This is a genomic window from Xanthomonas sp. A1809, from assembly GCF_017746015.1.
In the GTDB taxonomy this organism is placed as follows: Bacteria; Pseudomonadota; Gammaproteobacteria; order Xanthomonadales; family Xanthomonadaceae; genus Xanthomonas; species Xanthomonas euvesicatoria.
Window position 1 is genome coordinate 40965 of the sequence record NZ_JAGHWZ010000012.1, and the last position, 20508, is coordinate 61472.

The following is a 20508-nucleotide window of genomic DNA, read 5'->3' on the forward strand; positions in this document are numbered from 1 at the left end:
CGGTTGCTTCGCACCGAGGCTGCGCTGCCGGGCCGGGCGGGTCAGTCGACGCGAAACCTCAATGCGCCGGGGTGGCCGGGCGACGCGCTGCCGCGCGTTCTGAACGGCGTGCGCGCGCACGGGCGCGACGCGCCTTCCAGCGCTCGCTCAGGCACGAGAAGATCACGTACAGCGCCGGGGTGCTGAGCAGGGTCAGGCTCTGTGAGAACACCAGCCCGCCGATCATCGCGATGCCCAGCGGACGACGCAGCTCCGAGCCTTCACCCAGGCCCACCGCCAGCGGCACGGCGGCCAGGATCGCCACCATCGTGGTCATCATGATCGGGCGGAAGCGCACGATCGAGGCCTCGCGTGCGGCTGCGCGCGCATCCATGCCGTGCACGCGCTGCGCCACCAGCGCGAAGTCGATCATCATGATGGCGTTCTTCTTGACGATGCCGATCAGCAGCACCAGCGCAATCATCGAGATGACCGACAATTCGGTGTTGGTGATGAACAACGCCAGCAGCGCGCCCACGCCGGCGGCCGGCAAGGTGGACAGGATGGTCACCGGATGGATCAGGCTCTCGTAGAGCATGCCCAGCACGATGTAGACCGTGAGGACCGCGGCCAGCAGCAGGATGCCCATCGAATTGGGACTGAGCTGCACGTTGAAGCTGTCGTCGCCACTGAGGCGGATGCCGTCGGGCATGCGCAGGCCCTCCACGGTGGATTTGATGATCAGATCCGCCTCGCCCGTGCTGACGCCCGGCGCCAGGTTGTAGCTCAGGTCCATCGTGGTGTACTGGTTTTCGTGGATGATCTGCGGCGGCGCCAGGCCCGGTACCTGGGTGGCGACCGCGGTGATCGGCACCATCTGGCCGGCACGGTTGGGCACGAAGATCTGATCCAGCGCCTTGGGGGTGGCCGTCTGCGACGGCAATGCATTGACCACCACGCTGTACTGATTGAGGTCGGAATAGATGGTGGAAATGGAGCGCTGGCCGAACGCGCCATACAGCGCACCATCGATGGCGCCCACCGAGATGCCCAGGCGCGCCGCCTTGGCACGGTCGATCACGATGTTCTGGCGCAGGCCGGCGGTATCCACGTCGGTACCGACATCGCGCAGGTGCGGGTTCTTTTTCAGCGCGGCCTGCAGTTTGGGAAGCCATTCCTGCAGCTGCGCCAGGTCGTTGCCCTGCAGCGACACGCGGTATTGCGCGCCCTGGCTGGTGCCGCCGCCGCCGTCGCTGGGCAGGTCCTGGATCGCACGCAGGCGCAGGTCCAGGTCCGGGTAACGGTCGGCCTTGGCGCTCAGGCGCGCGACCACTTCGGCGGTGGTGTCGCGACGGCCCTCATCGCGCTTTTTGAGCTCGATATTGAACGATGCGCTGGAGCCCTGACGGCCGGAGCCCAGGCGTGCGCCGACGGTTTTCACCGCCGGGTCTGCCATCAGCATGTCGGTGATGCGGCGCTGGCGGCTGACCATATCGGCGAAGGACACCGTGGCGCTGGAATTGGCGCGGCCCCAGATCAGGCCGGTGTCCTGCGCGGGAAACGAGCCCTTCTTGACCGCACTGCCCAGGAAGAGGGTGGCGGCAATCAGCAACAACGGCGTCAACGACAGCAGGAGTGCATGGCGCAGCGAGAAATCCAGCGCCACCGTGTACACGCGCAGCATGCGTTCGTGCATGCGGTCCAGCCAGGCGCCGAAACGGCCGGGTTTTTCAGGCTCGGCGTGCGGCGACAGGAAACGGCTGCACAGCGCCGGCGTCAAGGTCAGCGACACCAGCATCGACACCACGATCGCCGCCACCAACGTCACGGTGAACTCGCGGAAGAACGCACCGATCATGCCGCTGGCGAACAGCATCGGGATGAACACCGCCACCAGCGAGGCGGTGATCGACACGATGGTGAACCCGATCTCGCGCGCACCGGCCAACGCCGCGTCCAGGCGCGACATGCCTTCGTCCAGATGCCGCATGACGTTTTCGATCACCACGATCGCATCGTCGACGACGAAGCCAATCGCAATGACCAACGCCAGCAGGCTGAGGTTGTTCAAGGTGAAGCCGAGCACGTACATCACCAGCGCCGAGCCGGCCAGCGACAGCGGCACGGTGACTGCGGCGATTAGGGTGGGCGCCAGCCGGCGCAGGAACAGCGCCATGGTCAGGATCACCATCGCCAGGCTGATCATCAGCGTGGCCTGCACCTCGTGCAGCGAGGCGCGAATGGTGGGCGTGCGGTCGAAATAGGGCGTGAGCGTGGTGCCGGGCTGCAGATAGCTGCGCAGTTCGGGAATCTGCGCCTTCACCTGGTCGACGGTTTCGACGATGTTGGCGCCGGCGCGGGTGAAGGCGTACATCACCACCGCCGGTTTGCCGTCGAACCAGGCGGCTTGATAGGCATCCTGCTGGCCGTCGTAAACGGTGGCCACATCGCCCAGCCGCACGATGCGTCCGTTGGACTGGGTGGAGATGGCCAGCTGCGCAAAATCGGCGGCCTTGGACACCGAATCGTTGGAGATGATGGCCATGGTGGTGTTGCCGTTGGACAGGAATCCGGTCGGCGAGGTCACATTGGCCGCGCGCACCGCATTGCGCAGATCGTCCGGTGTCAGGCCCAGCGCATTGAGTGCGCGCAGGTCCACGTCCACGCGGACTGCCGGGGTGGACGCACCGGCGATGTCCACCGAGCTGATGCCGGTGATCTGGCGCAGCCGCTGCGCCAGCAGCGAATCGGCCACGTTGTAGAGCTCATCGGCCGATTGCGTCTCCGAGGTCAACGCGATGGCGATCACCGGGTCGTCGTTCGGGTTGGCCTTGGAGTACATCGGCGTCCCGAGCCCGGAAGGCAGGTCCGATTGCGATGCGTTGATGGCGGTCTGGATGTCCTGCGCGGCCGAATCGATGTTGCGGCTGCTCTGGAACACCAGCACGACCAGGCTGCTGCTCTCCGAACTGGACGAGCGCATGCGGTCGATCCCGGGCAATTGGCCCAGGTGACGTTCCAGCGGCGCGGTGACGGTGGAGGCCATGGTGCTGGCGTCGGCACCGGATTGGGTGGCGTGCACGAAGATGATCGGAATCTGGATGTTCGGCAGCGCCGCCACGCCCAGCCGCAGGTAGCACATCAATCCGATCACGAACAAACCGATCGCCAGCAGCGAGGTGCCGATCGGGCGCTTGATGAAGGGCGCGGAGATGTTCATCGGGTGACTGCCGGGAATCGGGATTCGGGATTCGGGAATCGGTAAAGGCAACAGCCAGCGCGGCCTCCACGCGTGCGTGTGCGCAGGCGATGCGGTGGGCAGGCAGAGCGATCAGCGAAGACGTCAGCAGTCGTCATGCCGATCGCTCCGAGGTAGATGCCGGGGTTGCGCCGTCATGGCGCGCTGCGCGGCGCGCGCGCCAGGCGCGCAGCCGCTCGCCGGCGCGTTCCATGTACAGGTAGATCACCGGGGTGGTGTACAGCGTGACCAGCTGCGACAGCAGCAGCCCGCCGACGATCGCGATGCCCAGCGGGCGGCGCAGTTCCGAGCCGATGCCGGTGCCCAGCGCCAGCGGCAACGCGCCCAGCATGGCGGCAGCGGTGGTCATCATGATCGGGCGGAAGCGCAGCAGGCAGGCGCGCCGGATCGCATCGTGCGCGCTCGCCCCTTCGCGGCGTGCGTCGATGGCGAAGTCGATCATCATGATGGCGTTCTTCTTGACGATGCCGATCAGCAGCACGATGCCGACGATACCGTCCACCGACAGGCTCAGCCCGCACAGCATCAGCGCCAGCAACGCACCGACACCGGCCGGCGGCAGCGTGGAGATGATGGTCAACGGGTGGATGTAGCTTTCGTACAACACGCCCAGCACGATGTAGATCACCACGATCGAGGCCAGCAGCAGCCACACGATATCGGTCTGGCTGCCGGTGAATTCGGCGGCCTTGCCGACGAACTGCGCATGCACCTGGGTCGGAATCTTGAGTTCTTCGCGCGCCTTCTCGATTGCCGCCACCGCCTGCGACAACGAATGCCCCGGCGCCAGGTTGAACGAGATGGTGACGGCCGGCAGCTGCTGCTGGTGGCTCACCACCAACGGTGTATTGGTGACCTTGGCTTCGGCCAGCGCGGCCAGCGGAATGATGCTGCCGGCACCGACCACGATGCCGGTGTTCTGCGCGCCCACGCCGGTGGCGGTGGACGAGTTGGACGAGGTGACCTGGCCGAAGCTGGTGGCGTTGGTGCCGGTGAGCGCGCCGCTGCCGTTGCTGGCCACGGCCAGCTGGTTCATCAGGGCCGTGCTGGTGCGGAATTCCGGCGCCACTTCCAGCACGACGCGGTACTGGTTGAGCTCGGTGAAGATGGTGGAGATCTGGCGCTGGCCGAAGGAGTCGTACAGCGTGTCGTCGATGGTCTGCATCGGCACGCCGAGCATGCTGGCCTTGTCGCGGTCGATGCTCAGTTCCAGCGCACGTCCCTGGTTGGCCAGGTTGTTGTCCACATCCGCCAGCTCGGGCAGCTTGCGCATTGCCTCGGTCATGCGCCCGGCCCAGGTGGCCAGCTCGCTGCTGTCCACGTCCGAGATCGAATACTGGTATTCGGTGGCGGCTACGCGCGTGTCCAGGGTGACGTCCTGCACCGGCTTGAGGAACAAGGCCACGCCCGGAATGCCGGCCACGGCGTTCTGCAGCCGCGGCAGTACCTCGTCCAGGCCTTCGCGGTCGCCGCGCGTCTTCAGCACGATCGACAGCTGGCCCTGGTTGAGCGTGGGGTTCATGGTGCCGGCGCCGATGAAGGCTGCCACGCCGGTCACCGCCGGGTCCTTGCGCAACGCGGCGGCCACCGCCTGGGTGCGTTGCTCCATCTGCGGGAACGCCACGTTCTGGTCGGCCTGCACCACCCCGGTGATCAGGCCAGTGTCCTGCTCGGGCAGCAAGCCCTTGGGAATGGCCACATACAGCACCACCGTCAACGCCACCGCAGCGATCGCCACGCCCAGGGTCAGCGGTTGATGGGCAAGCACCCAGTCCAGGCTGCGCTCATAGGCGCCCACGGTGCGCGTCCACAGGTTGGTCTTGCCGGCGGCGGTTGCGCGCTCGTGCGCGTCTTCGCCTTCGGGCAAGGCATCGGGCTTGAGCAGGTAGGCGCACATCATCGGCGTCAGCGTCAGCGACACCAGCATCGAGATGACCACCGCGATCGACAGCACCCAGGCAAACTCGTGGAATAACCGCCCGGTGACGCCCGGCATCAGCAGCAGCGGCAGGAACACCGCCACCAGCGACACGGTCAGCGACAACACGGTGAAGCCGATCTGTTTGGCGCCGATCTCGGCCGCTTCCGGCCCGCTCTTGCCCTGCTCGATGTAGCGCACGATGTTTTCGATCATCACGATCGCATCGTCGACCACGAACCCGGTGGCCACCACCAGCGCCATCAACGAGAGGTTGTCCAGCGACATGCCGGCGAAGGCCATCACCCCGAAGGTGCCGGCCAGCGACAACGGCACCGCCACCGAGGGAATGATGGTGGCCCACAACCGGCGCAGGAACACGAAGATCACCGCCACCACCAGGGCGATGGTCAGCACCAGGGTGAACTTCACCTCATGCACCGAGGCGCGGATGGTTTCGGTGCGGTCGGAGAACACCTCCAGATGCACATCGGCCGGCAACACCGACCGCAGTTGCGGCAGGATGTTGCGGATCTGCTCCACCGTCTGCACGATGTTGGCGCCGGGCTGGCGGCGGATCTCCAGCAGCACCGCCTGTTTGCCGTCGGCCCAGGCGGCCAGCTGATCGTTCTCCACCCCATCGACCACGTTGGCCACGTCGGCAAGCCGCACCGGGCGGCCGTCCTTGTAGCTGATGATGGTCTCGCGGTACTGCGCCGCGTCGGTGAGCTGGTCGTTGGTGCCGATGCTGTAGGACTGGGTCTTGCCGTTGAGCGAGCCCTTGGGCGCACTGACGTTGGTCTGGGTCAGCGCGCTGCGCAGCGACTCCATGGTCAGGCCCATGTTCGACAGCTGCGCCGGGTTGACCTGGATGCGCACGGCAGGGCGCACGTTGCCGGCGATCGACACCAGGCCCACGCCGGGCACCTGCGACAGGCGCTGGGCCAGGATCGCATCCGCGTAGCGGTTGACCTCGCGCAGCGGCAGCGAATCGGAGGTGAGCTTGAGCGTGAGAATGGCCGCATCGGCCGGATTGACCCGGTTATAGACCGGCTGGTACGGCAGCGAGGAGGGCAGGGTGGCCTGACGGATCGCCGCCTGTACGTCCTGCGAGGCGATATCGATATCGCGCTCCATCGAGAACTGCAGAATGATCGTGGACAGGCCCGCCGACGAATCGGAGGTCATCATCTGCAGGCCGGAAATCTGCCCGAACTGGCGCTCCAGCGGCGTGGTCACCAGCGAGGCCATGGTGGTCGCATTGGCGCCGGGGTACTGGGTGGTGACGACCAGGCTGGGCGCGTCGATTTCCGGCAACGCCGAGACCGGCAATTGACGGTAGCCCAGGATGCCCAGCAGCAGGACGCCGGCCATCAACAACGAAGTGGCGATCGGGCGGCGGATGAAGATGGTCGAAAAGCCCACGGGGGGTGTCCTTGCTGAAGACGTCAAGCGAAGCCGGCGCATGCAGCGCCGGCGCACATCGGCGACGGAGGTTCCGTCGCCGGTGGTCGAGGATTAGCGCGGACCGCCGCCACGACGGCCGCCTGGGCCACCGCCACGGCTCTGTTTGTCCTTCGCGGCCTTGAGTTCGGCCTCGGTCGGTTCCGGCGGCGTCTCGCCCGGCTTGAGCGCGCTGACCTTGCTGCCCGGTTTCAGGCGGAACTGGCCTTCGGTCACCACGCGCTCGCCGGGCTTGAGGCCCTTGGTGATCTGCACATGGCTGTCGTCCACCTCCACGCCCTGCACCACGGTGCGCATCTGTGCGGTGTTGTCGCTGCCCACCACGTACACGTAATCGCCGTCGGGGCCGCGCTGCACCGACTGGGACGGCACCACGGTGCCGCCGGCGATGGTGCGCAGCTGCAGGCGCACATTGACGAACTGGCCCGGCCACAGCGCGTTGTCGGTGTTGTTGAAGATCGCGCGTGCGCCGAACGTGCCGCTGTCGGCGGAGATGCGGTTGTCGATCACATCCAGCTTGCCGTCGCTGCTGATCACATGCGCATCGCCACGATCCAATGCCGCCACGGCCAGTGGCGCCGCCGTCTGACCGGTACGCACTGCCTGCAACTCACGCTCGGGCAGGTTGAAAGACACGTAGATCGGGCGGATCTGGGTCAGGGTGACGATCGTGGAGCTGCTGGTGACGATGTTGCCCACGTCCACGCCACGGATGCCGGCGATGCCGTCGATCGGCGCAGTGACGCGAGTGAACTGCAATTGCACCTGCGCCGAGCGCATCTGCGCATCGTTGGCCGCAACCGCGGCCTCGTACTGGGCAACCTGGTTGCGTTGGGTGTCCAGGTCTGTGCGCGAGACGTACTGCTTGTAGGCCGGGTCGTTGGAACGCTGGTAATTCACCCGCGAGGTCGCCAGCAGCGCCTGGTTCTGGCGTTTGGCCGCCAGCGCCTGGTCGTAGCTGGCCTGCAGCGTGCGCGGATCGATCTGCGCGAGCAGATCGCCCTTCTTCACTTCCTGGCCTTCCTTGAAGTTCAGGCTCATCAGCTGGCCGCCCACCTGCGGGCTGACGGTGACCGTATTGAGCGCGGTGACCGTACCCAGCGCGCTGGCATAGACCGGAACATCCTGCGTGGTGGCCGCCACCACCGTCACCGGTACCGGGCCGCTGTTGTCCGGGTCATTGCCGTCCGGTGCGCCCGCGCGCTTGCCGTGATTGCCCCCACCCATCATCCGCATTGCGACGAACACCACGACAAGCACCGCGACAACCAGCAGTGTGATCTTCCAAAAACGCGACATGCGACAACTCCTGAGGGCGGGCCGGGCGCGTGGATGCGACCGTGGGGGCGGCGGTGCAAAGCATATCGTTGCGCTCTGCCAATTGAGCGTTACTGAAGTAACGGCTCGGCTGGCGAAACGACCGCAACGGTCACACGTGCACTGCAGCGGCAACGCGCCACGGCTACCGCGGTTGACCGCCGGGCTGAATCGGGCCCCACTGCAGCCCATCCGGCGCGCGCCTGCACTACATTAAGCAACCATCTATCGAGGATTGCCGATGCGCCCCTCCCGCCTGCTGACCAATGCGCTGCTGCTCGCCCTGCCCACGCTCGCCACCGCGCAGACCGCGCAGCGGCCCGAAGTTCAGGCCGCTGCCGCCCCGCTGCAGGCCAAGGTGGTGCAATGGCGCCGCGACTTCCACCAGCATCCGGAGTTGTCCAACCGCGAGGAGCGCACTGCCGCCGCCGTGGCCGCGCAGCTGCGCAAGCTGGGCCTCAAGCCGCGCACCGGCATCGCCCATCACGGCGTGGTGGCCATCATCAAGGGCGGCAGGCCGGGGCCGAAGATCGCGCTGCGTGCCGACATGGACGCGCTGCCGGTGAAAGAACAGACCGGGCTGCCGTTCGCTTCCAAGGCCACCGCCGAATACCGCGGCGAGCAGGTCGGGGTGATGCACGCCTGCGGCCACGATGCGCATACCGCGATCTTGCTCGGCGTGGCCGAAGCGCTGGTGGGCATGCGCGAGCAGTTGCCCGGCGAAGTGATGCTGATCTTCCAGCCCTCCGAAGAAGGCGCGCCCGGCAACGAAGAGGGCGGCGCCTCGCTGATGCTCAAGGAAGGCCTGTTTGCCGATTTCAAGCCGCAGGCGGTGTTTGGCCTGCATGTGTTCTCCAGCGTGCAGGCCGGCAAGATCGCGGTGCGCAGCGGCCCACTGATGGCGGCCTCGGACCGCTTCGCGATCAAGATGATCGGCCGCCAGACCCACGGCTCGGCGCCGTGGAACGGCATCGACCCGATCGTGGCCAGCGCCGACATGATCTCCACCGCGCAGACGGTGATCAGCCGCCGCGCCAACCTCTCCAAGCAGCCGGCGGTGCTCAGCTTCGGCGCGATCAAGGGCGGCATCCGCTACAACATCATCCCCGATGATGTGGAAATGGTGGGCACCATCCGCACCTTCGACGAGGGCATGCGGCAGCAGATCTTTGCCGATCTCAAGAACGTGGCCGAACACACCGCCGCCGCGCACGGGGCCAAGGTCCAGGCGCAGGTGCCGGATCAGCCAGGCAACCCGGCTACCGTCAACGACCCTGCATTGACTGCGAAGATGCTGCCCAGCCTGCAGGCCGTGGTGGGTGCCGACAATGTGTACGAGCCGCCGTTGCAGATGGGCGCGGAAGATTTCTCGTTCTACGCCCAGCAGGTGCCGTCGATGTTCTTCTTCGTCGGCTCCACCGCCAAGGGTATCGATCCGGCCACCGCACCCAGCAACCATTCGCCGCAGTTCCTGCTGGACGAGTCGTCGCTGGATGTGGGCTTGCGCGCGCTGTTGCAGGTGTCGCTGGATTATCTGCAGCAGGGGTGAATCGGGAATCGGGAATCGTCTGCGGCTGGGCGATTCTCGCTTCCGGCGGCGGTGCGGGGTGATTGGGCACGAGCGATGCTCTGCGAGTGCTCCCTTGGCCCGTGATACGCCTCGCCATACACCTCACGGCCAGCCCGTGCGGCCTAAAATGGCGGCATGAATACCCCAGAAGATTCCACCCTCGGTCGTGAGGTCGCCTATCCGAGCGGCTACGACCCGTCGTTGCTGTTTCCGATTCCGCGTGCGGCCGGGCGCCAGGCCATCGGGCTGACCGGCGACCTGCCGTTTATCGGCCGCGATCGCTGGCACGCCTACGAACTCAGCTGGCTCGATGCACAAGGCAAGCCCTGCGTGGCCACCGCCACCTTGCATGTGCCCTGCGATTCGCCTTCGCTGATCGAATCCAAGTCGCTCAAGCTGTATCTCAACTCGCTCAACGCCACCCGCTTCAACAGCGCCGAAGCGGTACGCACGCGCATTGCCACCGACCTGTCCACGCGCGCCGGCGCCGATGTGGCGGTGGAGTTCGGCCTGCCGCCGATCGATGCGGTCGGCGAGGGCGAATCGATCGATGCGCTGGATGTCAGCATCGACGATTACGGCCCGCCGAACGCGGCCTATCTCTGCGCACGCGCGCAGCCAGCGGTGGAAGAAGTGCTGACCTCGGCCTTGCTCAAATCCAATTGCCCGGTGACTGGTCAGCCGGATTGGGCCAGCGTCACCTTGCATTACCGCGGCGCACCGATCGATCGCGAGGGATTGCTGCGTTATTTGGTGAGTTTCCGCGACCACGCCGAGTTTCATGAGCAATGCGTCGAGCGCATTTTCAACGACGTGCTGACCCAGTGCGCGCCGCAGTGGCTGGTGGTGGAAGCGCGCTACACACGTCGTGGCGGCCTGGACATCAACCCGCTGCGCAGTTCGGCCAGCGTGCCGACGCCGCTGTCGATCTTCCGCGACCTGCGCCAATAGATCGCGCTCATGCGGGATCGCGCGGGCTTCACGGCGGCGCGATCCACGCTTAACAGCGCCCCGCGCACCCTGCTGACACCGCGATGCACAGGGATTGCAGCAATGAGTGTCGACAAGAAAGCAGATTTCTCCAACGTCACCTCATCGGTCGATAGCACCGCTGACGTGACGCCTGCGCCGGATTTTTCCAACGTGCGCACCAGTGTGCAAAGCACCGCGCAGCTTGTTGAAGAATCGGTCACCGTCCAGGCCGGCGACAGCCTCTCCAGTATTGCCAAGCGCCATCTGGGCGACGGCAATCTGTGGCCACGTATTTTCGAAGCCAACCGCGAGACGCTGCAGGATCCGGACAAGATCTTTCCCGGGCAGGTACTGCGCTTGCCTGCAAAGTCGTAATCGCAGGTCGGCGTCCAGTCTCGCTGGCGGCGGCACGATTCAACACACCTAGACACCCACTCGAGCACTGCGACTGCAGATGTTCTGGCTACCGGAGAATCGATTTATGCGTATCACCTCTGTTTCGAGCAGCTTGGCCCTTGCCCTGGCCAGCGTTCTCGCAGTGTCCGGCTGCAGCAAGAAAGCCGACGACGACAGCGTTTCCAAGGACCCCACGTCCGGTGCCGCAACCGACGCGATGCCGGGCCCGGCTGCCACCCCGCCGGCGAGCGATCAGGCCGCCCAGGGTAGCTCCACCGGTGCGGCCAGCACCGATGGCGGTGCCGCGATGGGTAGCGCAGTGACGGTGTCCAGCGTGGCGGTCGGCACTCAGGCCGCGGCGGACAAGACGGTGACGCCGGCCACCAGTGTCGGCAGCAAGGACACCATCATCGTCTCGGTCAAGACCGACGGCAGCGCCAGCAACGTGGCCGTGTCGGCGAAGCTGACCTACCAGGATGGCCAGGTGGCCGGCGAACAGAATGCGACGTTGAATACCACCGGTGCGGAAACCACCAACCTGAGCTTCAGCAAGCCCGATGGCTGGCCGGCCGGCACCTACATCGCGCAGGTGATGGTGGACGGCAAGCCTGCAGGTAATCCGCAGACCATCACCGTCAAGTAAGGATGGGTGATGGAGTGGGATGTGCAGCCTTGGCCGCGCGTCGCCACTGCTTCAGTCAACGGGTGGCTCGACGTTGCACCAAGCCACCCAAGCAGGGCGCGACCGATGACGTCGCGCCTTTTTGTTGCATCGCATTTGTTACAGCTGCATCCATGTCGATTGCCCTGGTGACGGGACGAAGCATCCGCCTGTGGTCGCTTTACCCGGGCGCGGCTCAGACGCGACAATGCCGTGCTGATCCATCGCCGCATCCAACGCGCTGGTTAACCGGTGTGCATCAACGACCCCGTCGCGCGCACCACTGCCATCGTCCGTGAATGCCGGCGCTCCTCCCGACCACAAGAGCCATCGCACCTCATGTCGAAGACACCGAAGATCCTGTACACGCTCACCGACGAAGCACCCTACCTGGCCACGCAGTCGCTGCTGCCGATCATCGATGCCTACACCGATACTGCCGGCATCGTGGTCGAAACGCGCGACATCTCGCTGGCCGGCCGCATTCTGGCGCTGTTTCCCGAGCATTTGAGCGACACGCAGAAGATCGCCGACGACCTGGCCGAACTGGGTGAGCTGGCCACCACGCCGGAAGCCAACATCATCAAGCTGCCCAACATCAGCGCCTCGGTGCCGCAGCTCAAGGCCGCGATCAAGGAACTGCAGGGCCAGGGCTATGCATTGCCGGCGTATCCGGATGAACCCAAGGATGCCGCGGAAAAAGACATCAAGGCGCGCTACGACAAGGTCAAGGGCAGCGCGGTGAATCCGGTGCTGCGCGAGGGCAATTCCGATCGTCGTGCACCGCTGTCGGTAAAAAACTACGCGCGCAAGCATCCGCACCGCATGGGCAAGTGGAGCAGCGATTCCAAGTCGCACGTGTCGCACATGGAGTCTGGCGATTTCTTCGGTAGCGAACAGTCCACCACGCTGGCCGACGCCGGCACGCTGAAGATCGAGTTCGTGGGCAACGATGGCAGCAGCACCGTGCTGAAAGACAAGGTGGCGGTGAAGGCGGGCGAAATCGTCGACGCTGCCGTATTGAGCAAGCGTGCGCTGGCCAGCTTCATCGACGCGCAGATTGCCGATGCCAAGGCCCGCGACGTGCTGTTCTCGGTGCATCTGAAGGCCACCATGATGAAGGTCTCCGACCCGGTGCTGTTCGGCGTGGTGGTCGGCGAGTTCTACAAGGACACGCTGAGCAAGCATGCCGATGCGCTCAAGTCGGTCGGCTTCGATCCCAACAACGGCATCGGCGATCTGTACGCACGTATCACGTCGCTGCCGGAAGCGAAGCAAACCGAAATCAAGGCCGATATCCAGGCCGAATACGCGCAGCGCCCGGGCCTGGCGATGGTCAATTCGGACAAGGGCATCACCAACCTGCATGTGCCCAGCGACGTGATCGTCGATGCTTCCATGCCGGCGATGATTCGCGACTCCGGCCAGATGTGGAATGCCCAAGGCAAGTTGCAGGACACCAAGGCGGTGATTCCGGACCGCTGCTATGCCGGCGTATACCAGGCGGTGATCGACGACTGCAAGGCGCATGGTGCGTTCGATCCGGCCACGATGGGTTCGGTGCCCAACGTGGGGCTGATGGCGCAGAAGGCCGAAGAATACGGCTCGCACGACAAGACCTTCCAGATGGCCGCTGCCGGCACCGTCAAGGTCACCGATGGCAACGGCAAGACGGTGTTCGAGCACGCCGTGGAAGCCGGCGATCTGTGGCGCATGTGCCAGGTCAAGGACGCGCCGATCCAGGACTGGGTGAAGCTGGCCGTGGAGCGCGCCCGCCTGAGCGAGACGCCGGCCGTGTTCTGGCTGGACAAGGCGCGTGCACACGATGCGCAGGTGATCGCCAAGGTCGAGCAGTATCTGAAGGATCACGACACCAACGGCCTGGATATCCGCATCCTGCCGCCGGTGGAAGCGACCACGTTCTCGCTGGAGCGCATCCGCAAGGGCCAGGACACCATCTCGGTCACCGGCAACGTGCTGCGCGACTACCTCACCGATTTGTTCCCGATCATGGAGCTGGGCACCAGCGCCAAGATGCTCTCCATCGTGCCGCTGATGGCCGGTGGCGGTTTGTTCGAAACCGGTGCCGGTGGTTCGGCGCCCAAGCATGTGCAGCAGTTCGTCGAAGAGAACTGCCTGCGCTGGGATTCGCTGGGTGAATTCCTGGCCCTGGCCGCGTCGCTCGAGCATCTGGGCAACCGTTACGACAATCCGTCGGCCACGGTGCTGGCCAAGGCGCTGGATGTCGCCAATGGACAGTTCCTGGACAACAACAAGTCGCCCGCGCGCAAGGTCGGCGAGCTCGACAACCGCGGCAGCCACTTCTATCTGGCCATGTACTGGGCGCAGGCCCTGGCCGCGCAGACTGAAGACATGGCATTGCAGGCCAAGTTCGCGCCGCTGGCCAAGGCCCTGACCGAGAACGAAGCCACCATCGTGGGCGAACTCAACGGCGCGCAGGGCAGGCCGGTGGAAATTGGCGGTTACTACCATCCCGACCTGGCCAAGGTCAGCGAGGCGATGCGCCCGAGCAAGACCTTCAACGACATCCTGGCCACGCTGAAGGCCTGAGTCGCCGAACCGCCTGCGGTTTCCGCATGGTGTGTTCAAGGCCCGTCTCGCAAGAGGCGGGCCTTGTCGTTTCAGCGAAACGGCGACAATGCCGTCACGCCACGCAGCAGGCGCCGGCTGAGCCGCGCCATGCGTCGCTCGCGCCGGCGTTGCGAAGGCGGATCGGTCATTGTCTGAACGTCTTGCCGTGGCTCCGCGGGAGATTCCGGCGATTCCATCGAGGTGTGCGCTTGCATCGCCTCCACTGCCGTGTCCGGTTCCGCCAGGCGCTGGGCCAGCGCCACATCGGCAATGTGGCCGTGCTGAAACAACAGTTCGCTAAAGATGCGCATGACCCACCTCCACTTGAGTGGAATCCACGGTAGGCGCAGGCTAGGGGACGTAAAAGCGAGACTTTTACAAGTGAGTCTTGAAATCCATTCAAGGGTTGGCCATGTCGCGTCCGCCGCTTCACGCATTGCAAGGCTTCGTCAGCGCGGTACGCCTGGGCAACCTGTCGCGCGCTGCTGGCGCGATGCATCTGACCGTCAGCGCACTTAGTCACCAGATGCGCGCGCTCGAACAACGGCTGGGGTATCCGCTGCTGCAACGGCATGCGCGCGGCGTCACCGCCACGCCGCAGGGCCAGCAACTGCTCGACCGCATCGCACCGCACCTGGACGCCATCGCCGAGGCATTCGAGCCATTCGGTGCGCGTCGCGAAGACACCCTGACCCTGAGTCTCACGCCGTCGATGGCATCGGCCTGGCTGGTGCCACGCCTGGGCGAATTTCTGGCCATTCATCCCACCATCGAAATCAACCTGTTGTCGAGCGAGCGGCTGGTGGATTTCGAGCGCCAGCAGCAAGTGGATGCCGCCATGCGCATCGGCGCCGGGCAATGGCCTGGCGTCATCGCCGAGCCCTTGTTCGACGAATGGCTGGTGCCGATGGCAAGCCCGGCCCTGATCGCCCGCATGGGCGGCGTGGAGGCGCCACCGTTGCATCAGTGGCCATTGCTGGGCGACCCGGATGACGCCTGGTTGCGCTGGTTTGCCGCGTTCGGCGGCGATGTGCCGCGACGCTATGTCGCCGTACTCGACGAATCAGAGGCACACCACCGTGCCGCCCTGGATGGCGTCGGCGTCGCACTGGGCCGCGTGACGCGCGCACGTCTGTTGCTGGCGTCCGGCCAGCTGGTGGCGTTGTCCACGCAACGGCTCAAGACCAGTTGGTCGCATTACCTGGTGTATCCGCCACGTTCCAGCACGCATGGCGGATTTCTCGCGTTTCGCACCTGGCTGCAGGGCCAGGCGCGCGAACACGCCGCGCATGCGCAACAGGCGACGGCCATACCACTTGCCGCGCGCCGCAAGCGCTCCGGGACACTGCCGCCATGAGCCATCCACCCTTGCCACCACAATCCGAGCGCCGCGCGCTGGCGATCGCCCAGGCCGTGTACGAAGCGTTCGAGGACTATCACGCGCGCTTTTCAGAAATCACCGCACGCGCCAAGCAGCGGTTCGAAACACGCGACTGGAGCGGCGCGCGCGAAGACGCGGTAGCGCGCATCGCGCTGTACGACCAATACATCGCCGAATGCATGTTGCGCCTGCGTGCAGTACTGCTGGGCCAGGCGCACGATCGCGCGCTGTGGATGCGTGCGCGCGATCATTACGCCGCCTTGCTGAGCGGGTTGATCGACCAGGAGTTGTACAAGACGTTCTACAACACCCTGACCCGGCGCTACTTCGGTACCCACGGCGTCGATGCCGATATCGAATTCATCGCCCTGGATATCGAACCGACCGACGCCATCACCGTGCCTGTTGCGCGCCACACCTATGCGGTCTCGCCCGGCCGCCTGACCGACATGCTGGTGCGGGTGCTCGGCGACTACGCGTTCGCCGTACCGTATGCGCACCGCACCCGCTGCGCGGCCGCCATCGCGGTGCGTCTGCTCGACGACCTTGCGCATTGGGGCGAGCATCCGGTGCGCAGCGTGGAATTACTGGAGACGGTGTTCTATCGCGAGCGGCGCGCGTATCTGGTCGGACGCGTGTTCGGCGAACATCGCTTTTCGCCGTGCGTGATCGCGCTGATCAACGACGAGGCAGGCCTGCGCGCCGAAGCGGTGTTGACCCGGCGCAGCGATGTCGCGCAATTGTTCAGTAACTCGCGTAGCTATTTTCAAGCCGACCTGTCCACTGTCGGCGACGCGGTGGTGTTCCTGCGCAGCCTGCTCACCCACAAGCCGGTCGATGAGCTATACACGATGCTGGGTCGCGCCAAGCAGGGCAAGACCGAGCGTTACCGCACGTTTTTCAGCCATTTTCAGGCGCATCCGTCCGAACAGCTGGTGCACGCCGACGGCACTCCCGGCATGGTCATGGTGGTGTTTACGCTGCCCAGTTATCCGCTGGTCTTCAAACTCATTCGCGACCGCTTTGCGTATCCCAAAACCATGAGCCGCGCGCAGGTAGAGGGCAAATACGAGCTGGTCTTCCAGCTCGACCGCATCGGCCGCCTGCTCGACGCGCAGCCGTATCGCTTCCTGCGCTTCCCCAAGGCGCGCTTTTCACCGGCATTGCTGCAGGAACTGCAGACCAGCTGCGCGATGAGCCTGAGCGAAGACGGCGACGATGTCCTGATCGCACTGTGCTATGTGCAGCGCCGGTTGCGCCCGTTGAATCTGTACCTGCGCGAACAATTGCCCGAAGCCGCGCATGCCGCAGCGCTGGACTACGGCCAGGCCATCAAGGACATGGCGCGCAACAACATCTTTCCCGGCGACATGTTGCTGAAGAATTTCGGCATTACCCGCCATCAGCGCGCGGTGTTCTACGACTACGACGAGCTGTGCCTGATCACCGAATGCAACTTCCGCGATTGGCCAGTACCCGCCACTTACGAAGAACAGATGGCCGCAGAACCCTGGTTCCATGTCGGCCCGCGCGACGTCTTTCCCGAGCGCTTCGCCTTGTTCATGGGCCTGCCCGCCTCGCAACTGGAAGCGGTCAAGCACCAGCACCCGGAACTGTTCGACCCACGCTGGTGGCGCGACCTGCAGAGCCGGCTGCGCGAAGACGATTATCCCGACACCCCGCCCTATGCGGAGTCGCGCAGGCTGGCCTAGAGCGTGTGATGTACGTTGAGATGAGTGCGAAGCGTCCCGTGGCGCGTCGAGACAAGGCGCGCCACGCGGTATCGGCGCGCCACCGGGCGCTTCCCGAAGGGTTGGTCGTCAGCGGCAGCGCGCACCGCGCAGCTTGCCTTGGCGCCAGCCAAGCTGGCGCTACGCAGCACCCGCTCCGCACCGCGGGCGGCCAACGCATCTCTTCTCAACATGCATGACACGCTCTAGTGATTTACCGGCAGCGGCAACACTGGTACAACGCACGCTACATCATCAGGGAGTGCGGTCATGCAATGGAAGCAGCGTTTCAGTCTTGGCATCTTGTTGGCATTGAGCAGCATCGCAGCGACGCAGGCACGTCCAGGCGCAGAACAGGCGCACATGCAGATTGAGGCCAGCATGAATGTGGCAGGCGAGTTGACCCTGACCCCGGACGGTACCGTCACGGCAGTGAAACTTGCCGACGAAGCGAGCTTGCCGCCGGCAGTGCGCGAGCGGATCAAGCGTTCGGTCGCATCGTGGCGCTTCGACCCTGTGCGCGACAACGGAAGCGCCTTGCCCGCGCAGTTGCCGATGAGCCTGCTGCTGGTCGCCAAACAGGGGGACGGGGAAAATTATCTGGTGTCGATCCGTAGTGCGCATTTTGGCGGCCAGGCGCAGGACGCGACGAGTGTGCGCACCAACGACATGCGGCCGCCGCGCTACCCCGAAGCGGCGTTTCGGGCCGGTGCCACCGGCGTGGTCTATCTGATGCTCAAGATCGGGCGCGACGGCAAGGTCCAGGATCTGATCGCAGAGCAAGTGAACCTGACATCCCTCGTGCCGGAATCCAAACGTGCACGGTTGCGCCAGGCGTTTGCCGATGCGGCCTCGACGAAGGCGCGTGCATGGACGTTTCTGCCGCCGACAGAGGGTCCGGACGTCAAGGCGCCGTACTGGGTCATGCGTGTTCCGGTCAGCTTCGACATCGGAACGTCGCCACCCGATCTGATCGCCGCACAACAGGCCCAGAAATGGCGTTCGTATCTGCCTGGCCCCCGTCAGGCCGCCTCATGGGATGAACAGCGCGGCGCAGCGACATCGAGCGACAGCCCGGATGCCCTGCCTGCCAGCGGGTTGTTCTCCGCACGCGGGGAAGGTGTTCGCCTGGTCACGCCGCTGCAAGGAAGTTGAGCGCGGCTCACAGAGCTGACAGAGAAGGCTAAAGCCTGCGCAACGGTCGCCTCGCACAAAAAAGCCCCGCAATGCGGGGCTTTTTCGTCTCGATGAACCGACTGGACTCAGCGCTTCATCGAACTGAAGAACTCGTCGTTGGACTTGGTGGTCTTCATCTTGTCCAACAGGAATTCCATTGCCGCGATTTCGTCCATCGGGTGCAGCAGCTTGCGCAGGATCCAGATCTTCTGCAGCAGTTCCGGCTCGATCAACAGATCTTCGCGGCGCGTGCCCGAACGGTTGATGTCGATTGCCGGGTACACGCGCTTTTCGGTGATGCGACGGTTCAGGTGCACTTCGCTGTTGCCGGTGCCCTTGAACTCTTCGTAGATCACCTCGTCCATCTTGCTGCCGGTTTCCACCAGCGCCGTGGCGATGATGGTCAGCGAGCCACCTTCTTCCACGTTACGCGCCGCACCGAAGAAACGCTTCGGGCGGTGCAGGGCGTTGGCGTCCACACCGCCGGTGAGCACCTTGCCGGAGCTGGGCACCACGTTGTTGTAAGCGCGCGCCAGGCGGGTGATGGAGTCCAGCAGGATCACCACGTCCTTCTTGTGCTCGACCAGGCGCTTGGCCCGCTCGATCACCATCTCGGCAACCTGCACGTGACGCGCAGCCGGCTCGTCGAACGTGGAGGAGATGACTTCGCCGCGCACGGTGCGCTGCATTTCGGTCACTTCTTCCGGACGCTCGTCGATGAGCAGCACGATCATGTGCACTTCGGGATGATTGGTGGTGATGGCCGTGGCCACCTGCTGCATCATCATCGTCTTACCGGCCTTGGGCGGGGAGACGATCAGCGCACGCTGACCCTTGCCCTGCGGTGCCATCAGATCCAGGATGCGGCCGGTGATGTCCTCGGTGGAGCCATCGCCACGCTCCAGACGGAAGCGGCGGCGCGGGAACAGCGGGGTCAGGTTCTCGAACAGGACCTTGTTCTTGCTCGCTTCCAGCGGCTCGCCGTTGATGGTGTCGACGATCGACAGCGCGAAATAGCGTTCGCCGTCCTTGGGGAAGCGGATGCGGCCGGACAGGTGGTCGCCGGTGCGCAGGTTGAAGCGACGGATCTGGCTGGGCGAGATATAGGTATCGTCCGGGCCGGCCAGGTAGCTGGCTTCTGCCGCACGCAGGAAACCGAAGCCGTCGGGCAGGATTTCCAGCACGCCATCGGCGGCAACGCCTTCACCGTGACGGGTCAGCACCTTGAGCAGGGCGAAGATCACGTCCTGCTTGCGCGCACGCGCCACGCCTTCCTGGATGTTGAGCTGGTCGGCGATGTCCAGCAGCTTCTGCGCCGGCATCTGCTTGAGGTCGCTCAGCGAATACACCGGAAAACCTTCCGGCACGGCCGGATGCGGACGCGCGATGAACGGCTCGTTGTTGCCGTCGGACGAGGGCATGCCGCCGTCGTTGCCGAAGCGGTCGCGCGGGCCGCGGTCGCGGCGGTTGCGGAACCGGTCACGGCGGTTGCCCTGCTGGTTCTGGCCTTGCTGGTTTTGTCCCTGACCCTGACCGCCCTGGCCTTGCTGATTCTGGCCGGCGTTCTGGTTCTGGCCCTGCTGCTGACCTTGGCCCTGGTTCTGGCCTTGATTCTGGTTCTGCTGTTGCTGCGCCTGGTTGAAGCGCTGCTGCTGCGACTGGCCACCCTCGCGGGGCTCGCCGTGGGTGTCGCCGCCGTGGCTGGCGCTGGGCGCCTGACCGGCGTGTGCGCCATCGCTGGACGTCTGCGCCGGTGCCGGATCGGCAGCGCGCGACGGTGCCTGCGGGGCACGGGGTGCTTCGGGTGCGGGACTGGTGGGCAAGGGCAGGTTGGGCTGCTGTGCGCCAGCCTCTTCAGTGGCGGCGGCGGTCTTGCTCACGCGCGGCTTGCGCACGCGCTTCTCGACGGGAGCGTCGACGCTGCTCCCGGTATCGGAGGAAGGATGATCGGACAAGTGCGTGATTCCTCGCTAAGGTGCGAGCGCCCAACTAGGGGGCGAACTGGTGGTAGATGGGAGTCTAGAAGAGCTTCTAGAGGGGTGCGGCGGCGCACGAACGTGTGCCGGACCAACTGACACTATCACCGCCGCGCG

General features: G+C 65.2%; 13 protein-coding genes. 8 read left to right on the forward strand and 5 right to left on the reverse strand.

All coding sequences use genetic code 11. The annotated features are described in order from the left end of the window. Positions 1-58: 58 nt before the first annotated feature. From J7396_RS16415 to J7396_RS16425, 3 genes are all read right to left on the reverse strand, one after another. Positions 59-3199, reverse strand: a complete 3141-nt coding sequence (locus J7396_RS16415; protein WP_136733301.1) for an efflux RND transporter permease subunit — start codon at positions 3197-3199, stop codon at positions 59-61. Between the two features lie 133 nt (positions 3200-3332). After that, positions 3333-6581 (reverse strand): efflux RND transporter permease subunit, encoded by a 3249-nt coding sequence (locus tag J7396_RS16420; RefSeq protein ID WP_014091248.1) that lies wholly within the window; start codon positions 6579-6581, stop codon positions 3333-3335. 93 nt (positions 6582-6674) lie between these two features. Beyond that, positions 6675-7919, reverse strand: coding sequence for an efflux RND transporter periplasmic adaptor subunit (locus tag J7396_RS16425; RefSeq protein WP_008577384.1), 1245 nt, complete (start codon positions 7917-7919; stop codon positions 6675-6677). A 259-nt stretch (positions 7920-8178) separates the two neighbouring features. Here J7396_RS16425 and J7396_RS16430 point away from each other — a divergent pair, with 259 nt between their 5' ends. The 5 genes from J7396_RS16430 (at position 8179) to J7396_RS16450 (ending at position 14107) form a co-directional block, all read left to right on the forward strand. After that, positions 8179-9486: a M20 family metallopeptidase gene (locus J7396_RS16430; protein WP_209261739.1), complete on the forward strand. Its 1308-nt coding sequence runs from the start codon at positions 8179-8181 to the stop codon at positions 9484-9486. Between the two features lie 156 nt (positions 9487-9642). Continuing rightward, the gene (gene queF / locus J7396_RS16435; protein WP_209261740.1) at positions 9643-10458 is read left to right on the forward strand and encodes an NADPH-dependent 7-cyano-7-deazaguanine reductase QueF; all 816 of its coding nucleotides are present in this window, start codon (positions 9643-9645) and stop codon (positions 10456-10458) included. A 102-nt stretch (positions 10459-10560) separates the two neighbouring features. Next, complete coding sequence (locus tag J7396_RS16440) at positions 10561-10854, forward strand: LysM peptidoglycan-binding domain-containing protein (RefSeq protein WP_209261763.1); 294 nt, start codon at positions 10561-10563, stop codon at positions 10852-10854. Between the two features lie 106 nt (positions 10855-10960). Then, positions 10961-11518 carry a hypothetical protein gene (locus J7396_RS16445; protein ID WP_209261741.1) on the forward strand — a complete coding sequence of 186 codons (558 nt, stop codon included), beginning with the start codon at positions 10961-10963 and terminating at the stop codon, positions 11516-11518. A 357-nt stretch (positions 11519-11875) separates the two neighbouring features. Further along, positions 11876-14107 carry an NADP-dependent isocitrate dehydrogenase gene (locus J7396_RS16450; protein WP_209261742.1) on the forward strand — a complete coding sequence of 744 codons (2232 nt, stop codon included), beginning with the start codon at positions 11876-11878 and terminating at the stop codon, positions 14105-14107. A 71-nt stretch (positions 14108-14178) separates the two neighbouring features. On the opposite strand, the gene J7396_RS16455 is transcribed toward J7396_RS16450, so the two are convergent. After that, positions 14179-14439, reverse strand: a complete 261-nt coding sequence (locus J7396_RS16455; protein WP_014091244.1) for a hypothetical protein — start codon at positions 14437-14439, stop codon at positions 14179-14181. Between the two features lie 101 nt (positions 14440-14540). On the opposite strand from J7396_RS16455, the gene J7396_RS16460 reads away from it, so the two are divergent. The 3 genes from J7396_RS16460 (at position 14541) to J7396_RS16470 (ending at position 18394) form a co-directional block, all read left to right on the forward strand. Further along, positions 14541-15485: a LysR substrate-binding domain-containing protein gene (locus J7396_RS16460; RefSeq protein WP_014091243.1), complete on the forward strand. Its 945-nt coding sequence runs from the start codon at positions 14541-14543 to the stop codon at positions 15483-15485. Further along, a complete protein-coding gene (aceK, locus tag J7396_RS16465) occupies positions 15482-17221 on the forward strand; it encodes a bifunctional isocitrate dehydrogenase kinase/phosphatase (RefSeq protein WP_209261743.1) in 1740 nt (579 codons plus the stop codon). Before J7396_RS16460 ends, aceK begins: the two co-directional genes overlap by 4 nt. Before the next feature lie 288 nt (positions 17222-17509). Next, a complete protein-coding gene (locus tag J7396_RS16470; RefSeq protein ID WP_209261744.1) occupies positions 17510-18394 on the forward strand; it encodes a hypothetical protein in 885 nt (294 codons plus the stop codon). Positions 18395-18501: 107 nt separating this feature from the next. Here J7396_RS16470 and rho read toward each other — a convergent pair whose 3' ends face one another. Continuing rightward, a complete protein-coding gene (rho, locus tag J7396_RS16475) occupies positions 18502-20370 on the reverse strand; it encodes a transcription termination factor Rho (RefSeq protein ID WP_209261745.1) in 1869 nt (622 codons plus the stop codon). Positions 20371-20508 lie beyond the last annotated feature (138 nt).

Bases quoted from the DNA above. Each gene is read 5' to 3' on its own strand.
- queF (WP_209261740.1), top strand. From the start codon at position 9,643: ATGAATACCCCAGAAGATTCCACCCTCGGTCGTGAGGTCGCCTATCCG.
- J7396_RS16425 (WP_008577384.1), bottom strand. From the start codon at position 7,919: ATGTCGCGTTTTTGGAAGATCACACTGCTGGTTGTCGCGGTGCTTGTC.
- J7396_RS16450 (WP_209261742.1), top strand. From the start codon at position 11,876: ATGTCGAAGACACCGAAGATCCTGTACACGCTCACCGACGAAGCACCC.
- J7396_RS16440 (WP_209261763.1), top strand. From the start codon at position 10,561: ATGAGTGTCGACAAGAAAGCAGATTTCTCCAACGTCACCTCATCGGTC.
- J7396_RS16445 (WP_209261741.1), top strand. From the start codon at position 10,961: ATGCGTATCACCTCTGTTTCGAGCAGCTTGGCCCTTGCCCTGGCCAGC.
- J7396_RS16430 (WP_209261739.1), top strand. From the start codon at position 8,179: ATGCGCCCCTCCCGCCTGCTGACCAATGCGCTGCTGCTCGCCCTGCCC.
- J7396_RS16455 (WP_014091244.1), bottom strand. From the start codon at position 14,439: ATGCGCATCTTTAGCGAACTGTTGTTTCAGCACGGCCACATTGCCGAT.
- J7396_RS16470 (WP_209261744.1), top strand. From the start codon at position 17,510: ATGCAATGGAAGCAGCGTTTCAGTCTTGGCATCTTGTTGGCATTGAGC.
- J7396_RS16415 (WP_136733301.1), bottom strand. From the start codon at position 3,199: ATGAACATCTCCGCGCCCTTCATCAAGCGCCCGATCGGCACCTCGCTG.
- J7396_RS16460 (WP_014091243.1), top strand. From the start codon at position 14,541: ATGTCGCGTCCGCCGCTTCACGCATTGCAAGGCTTCGTCAGCGCGGTA.
- aceK (WP_209261743.1), top strand. From the start codon at position 15,482: ATGAGCCATCCACCCTTGCCACCACAATCCGAGCGCCGCGCGCTGGCG.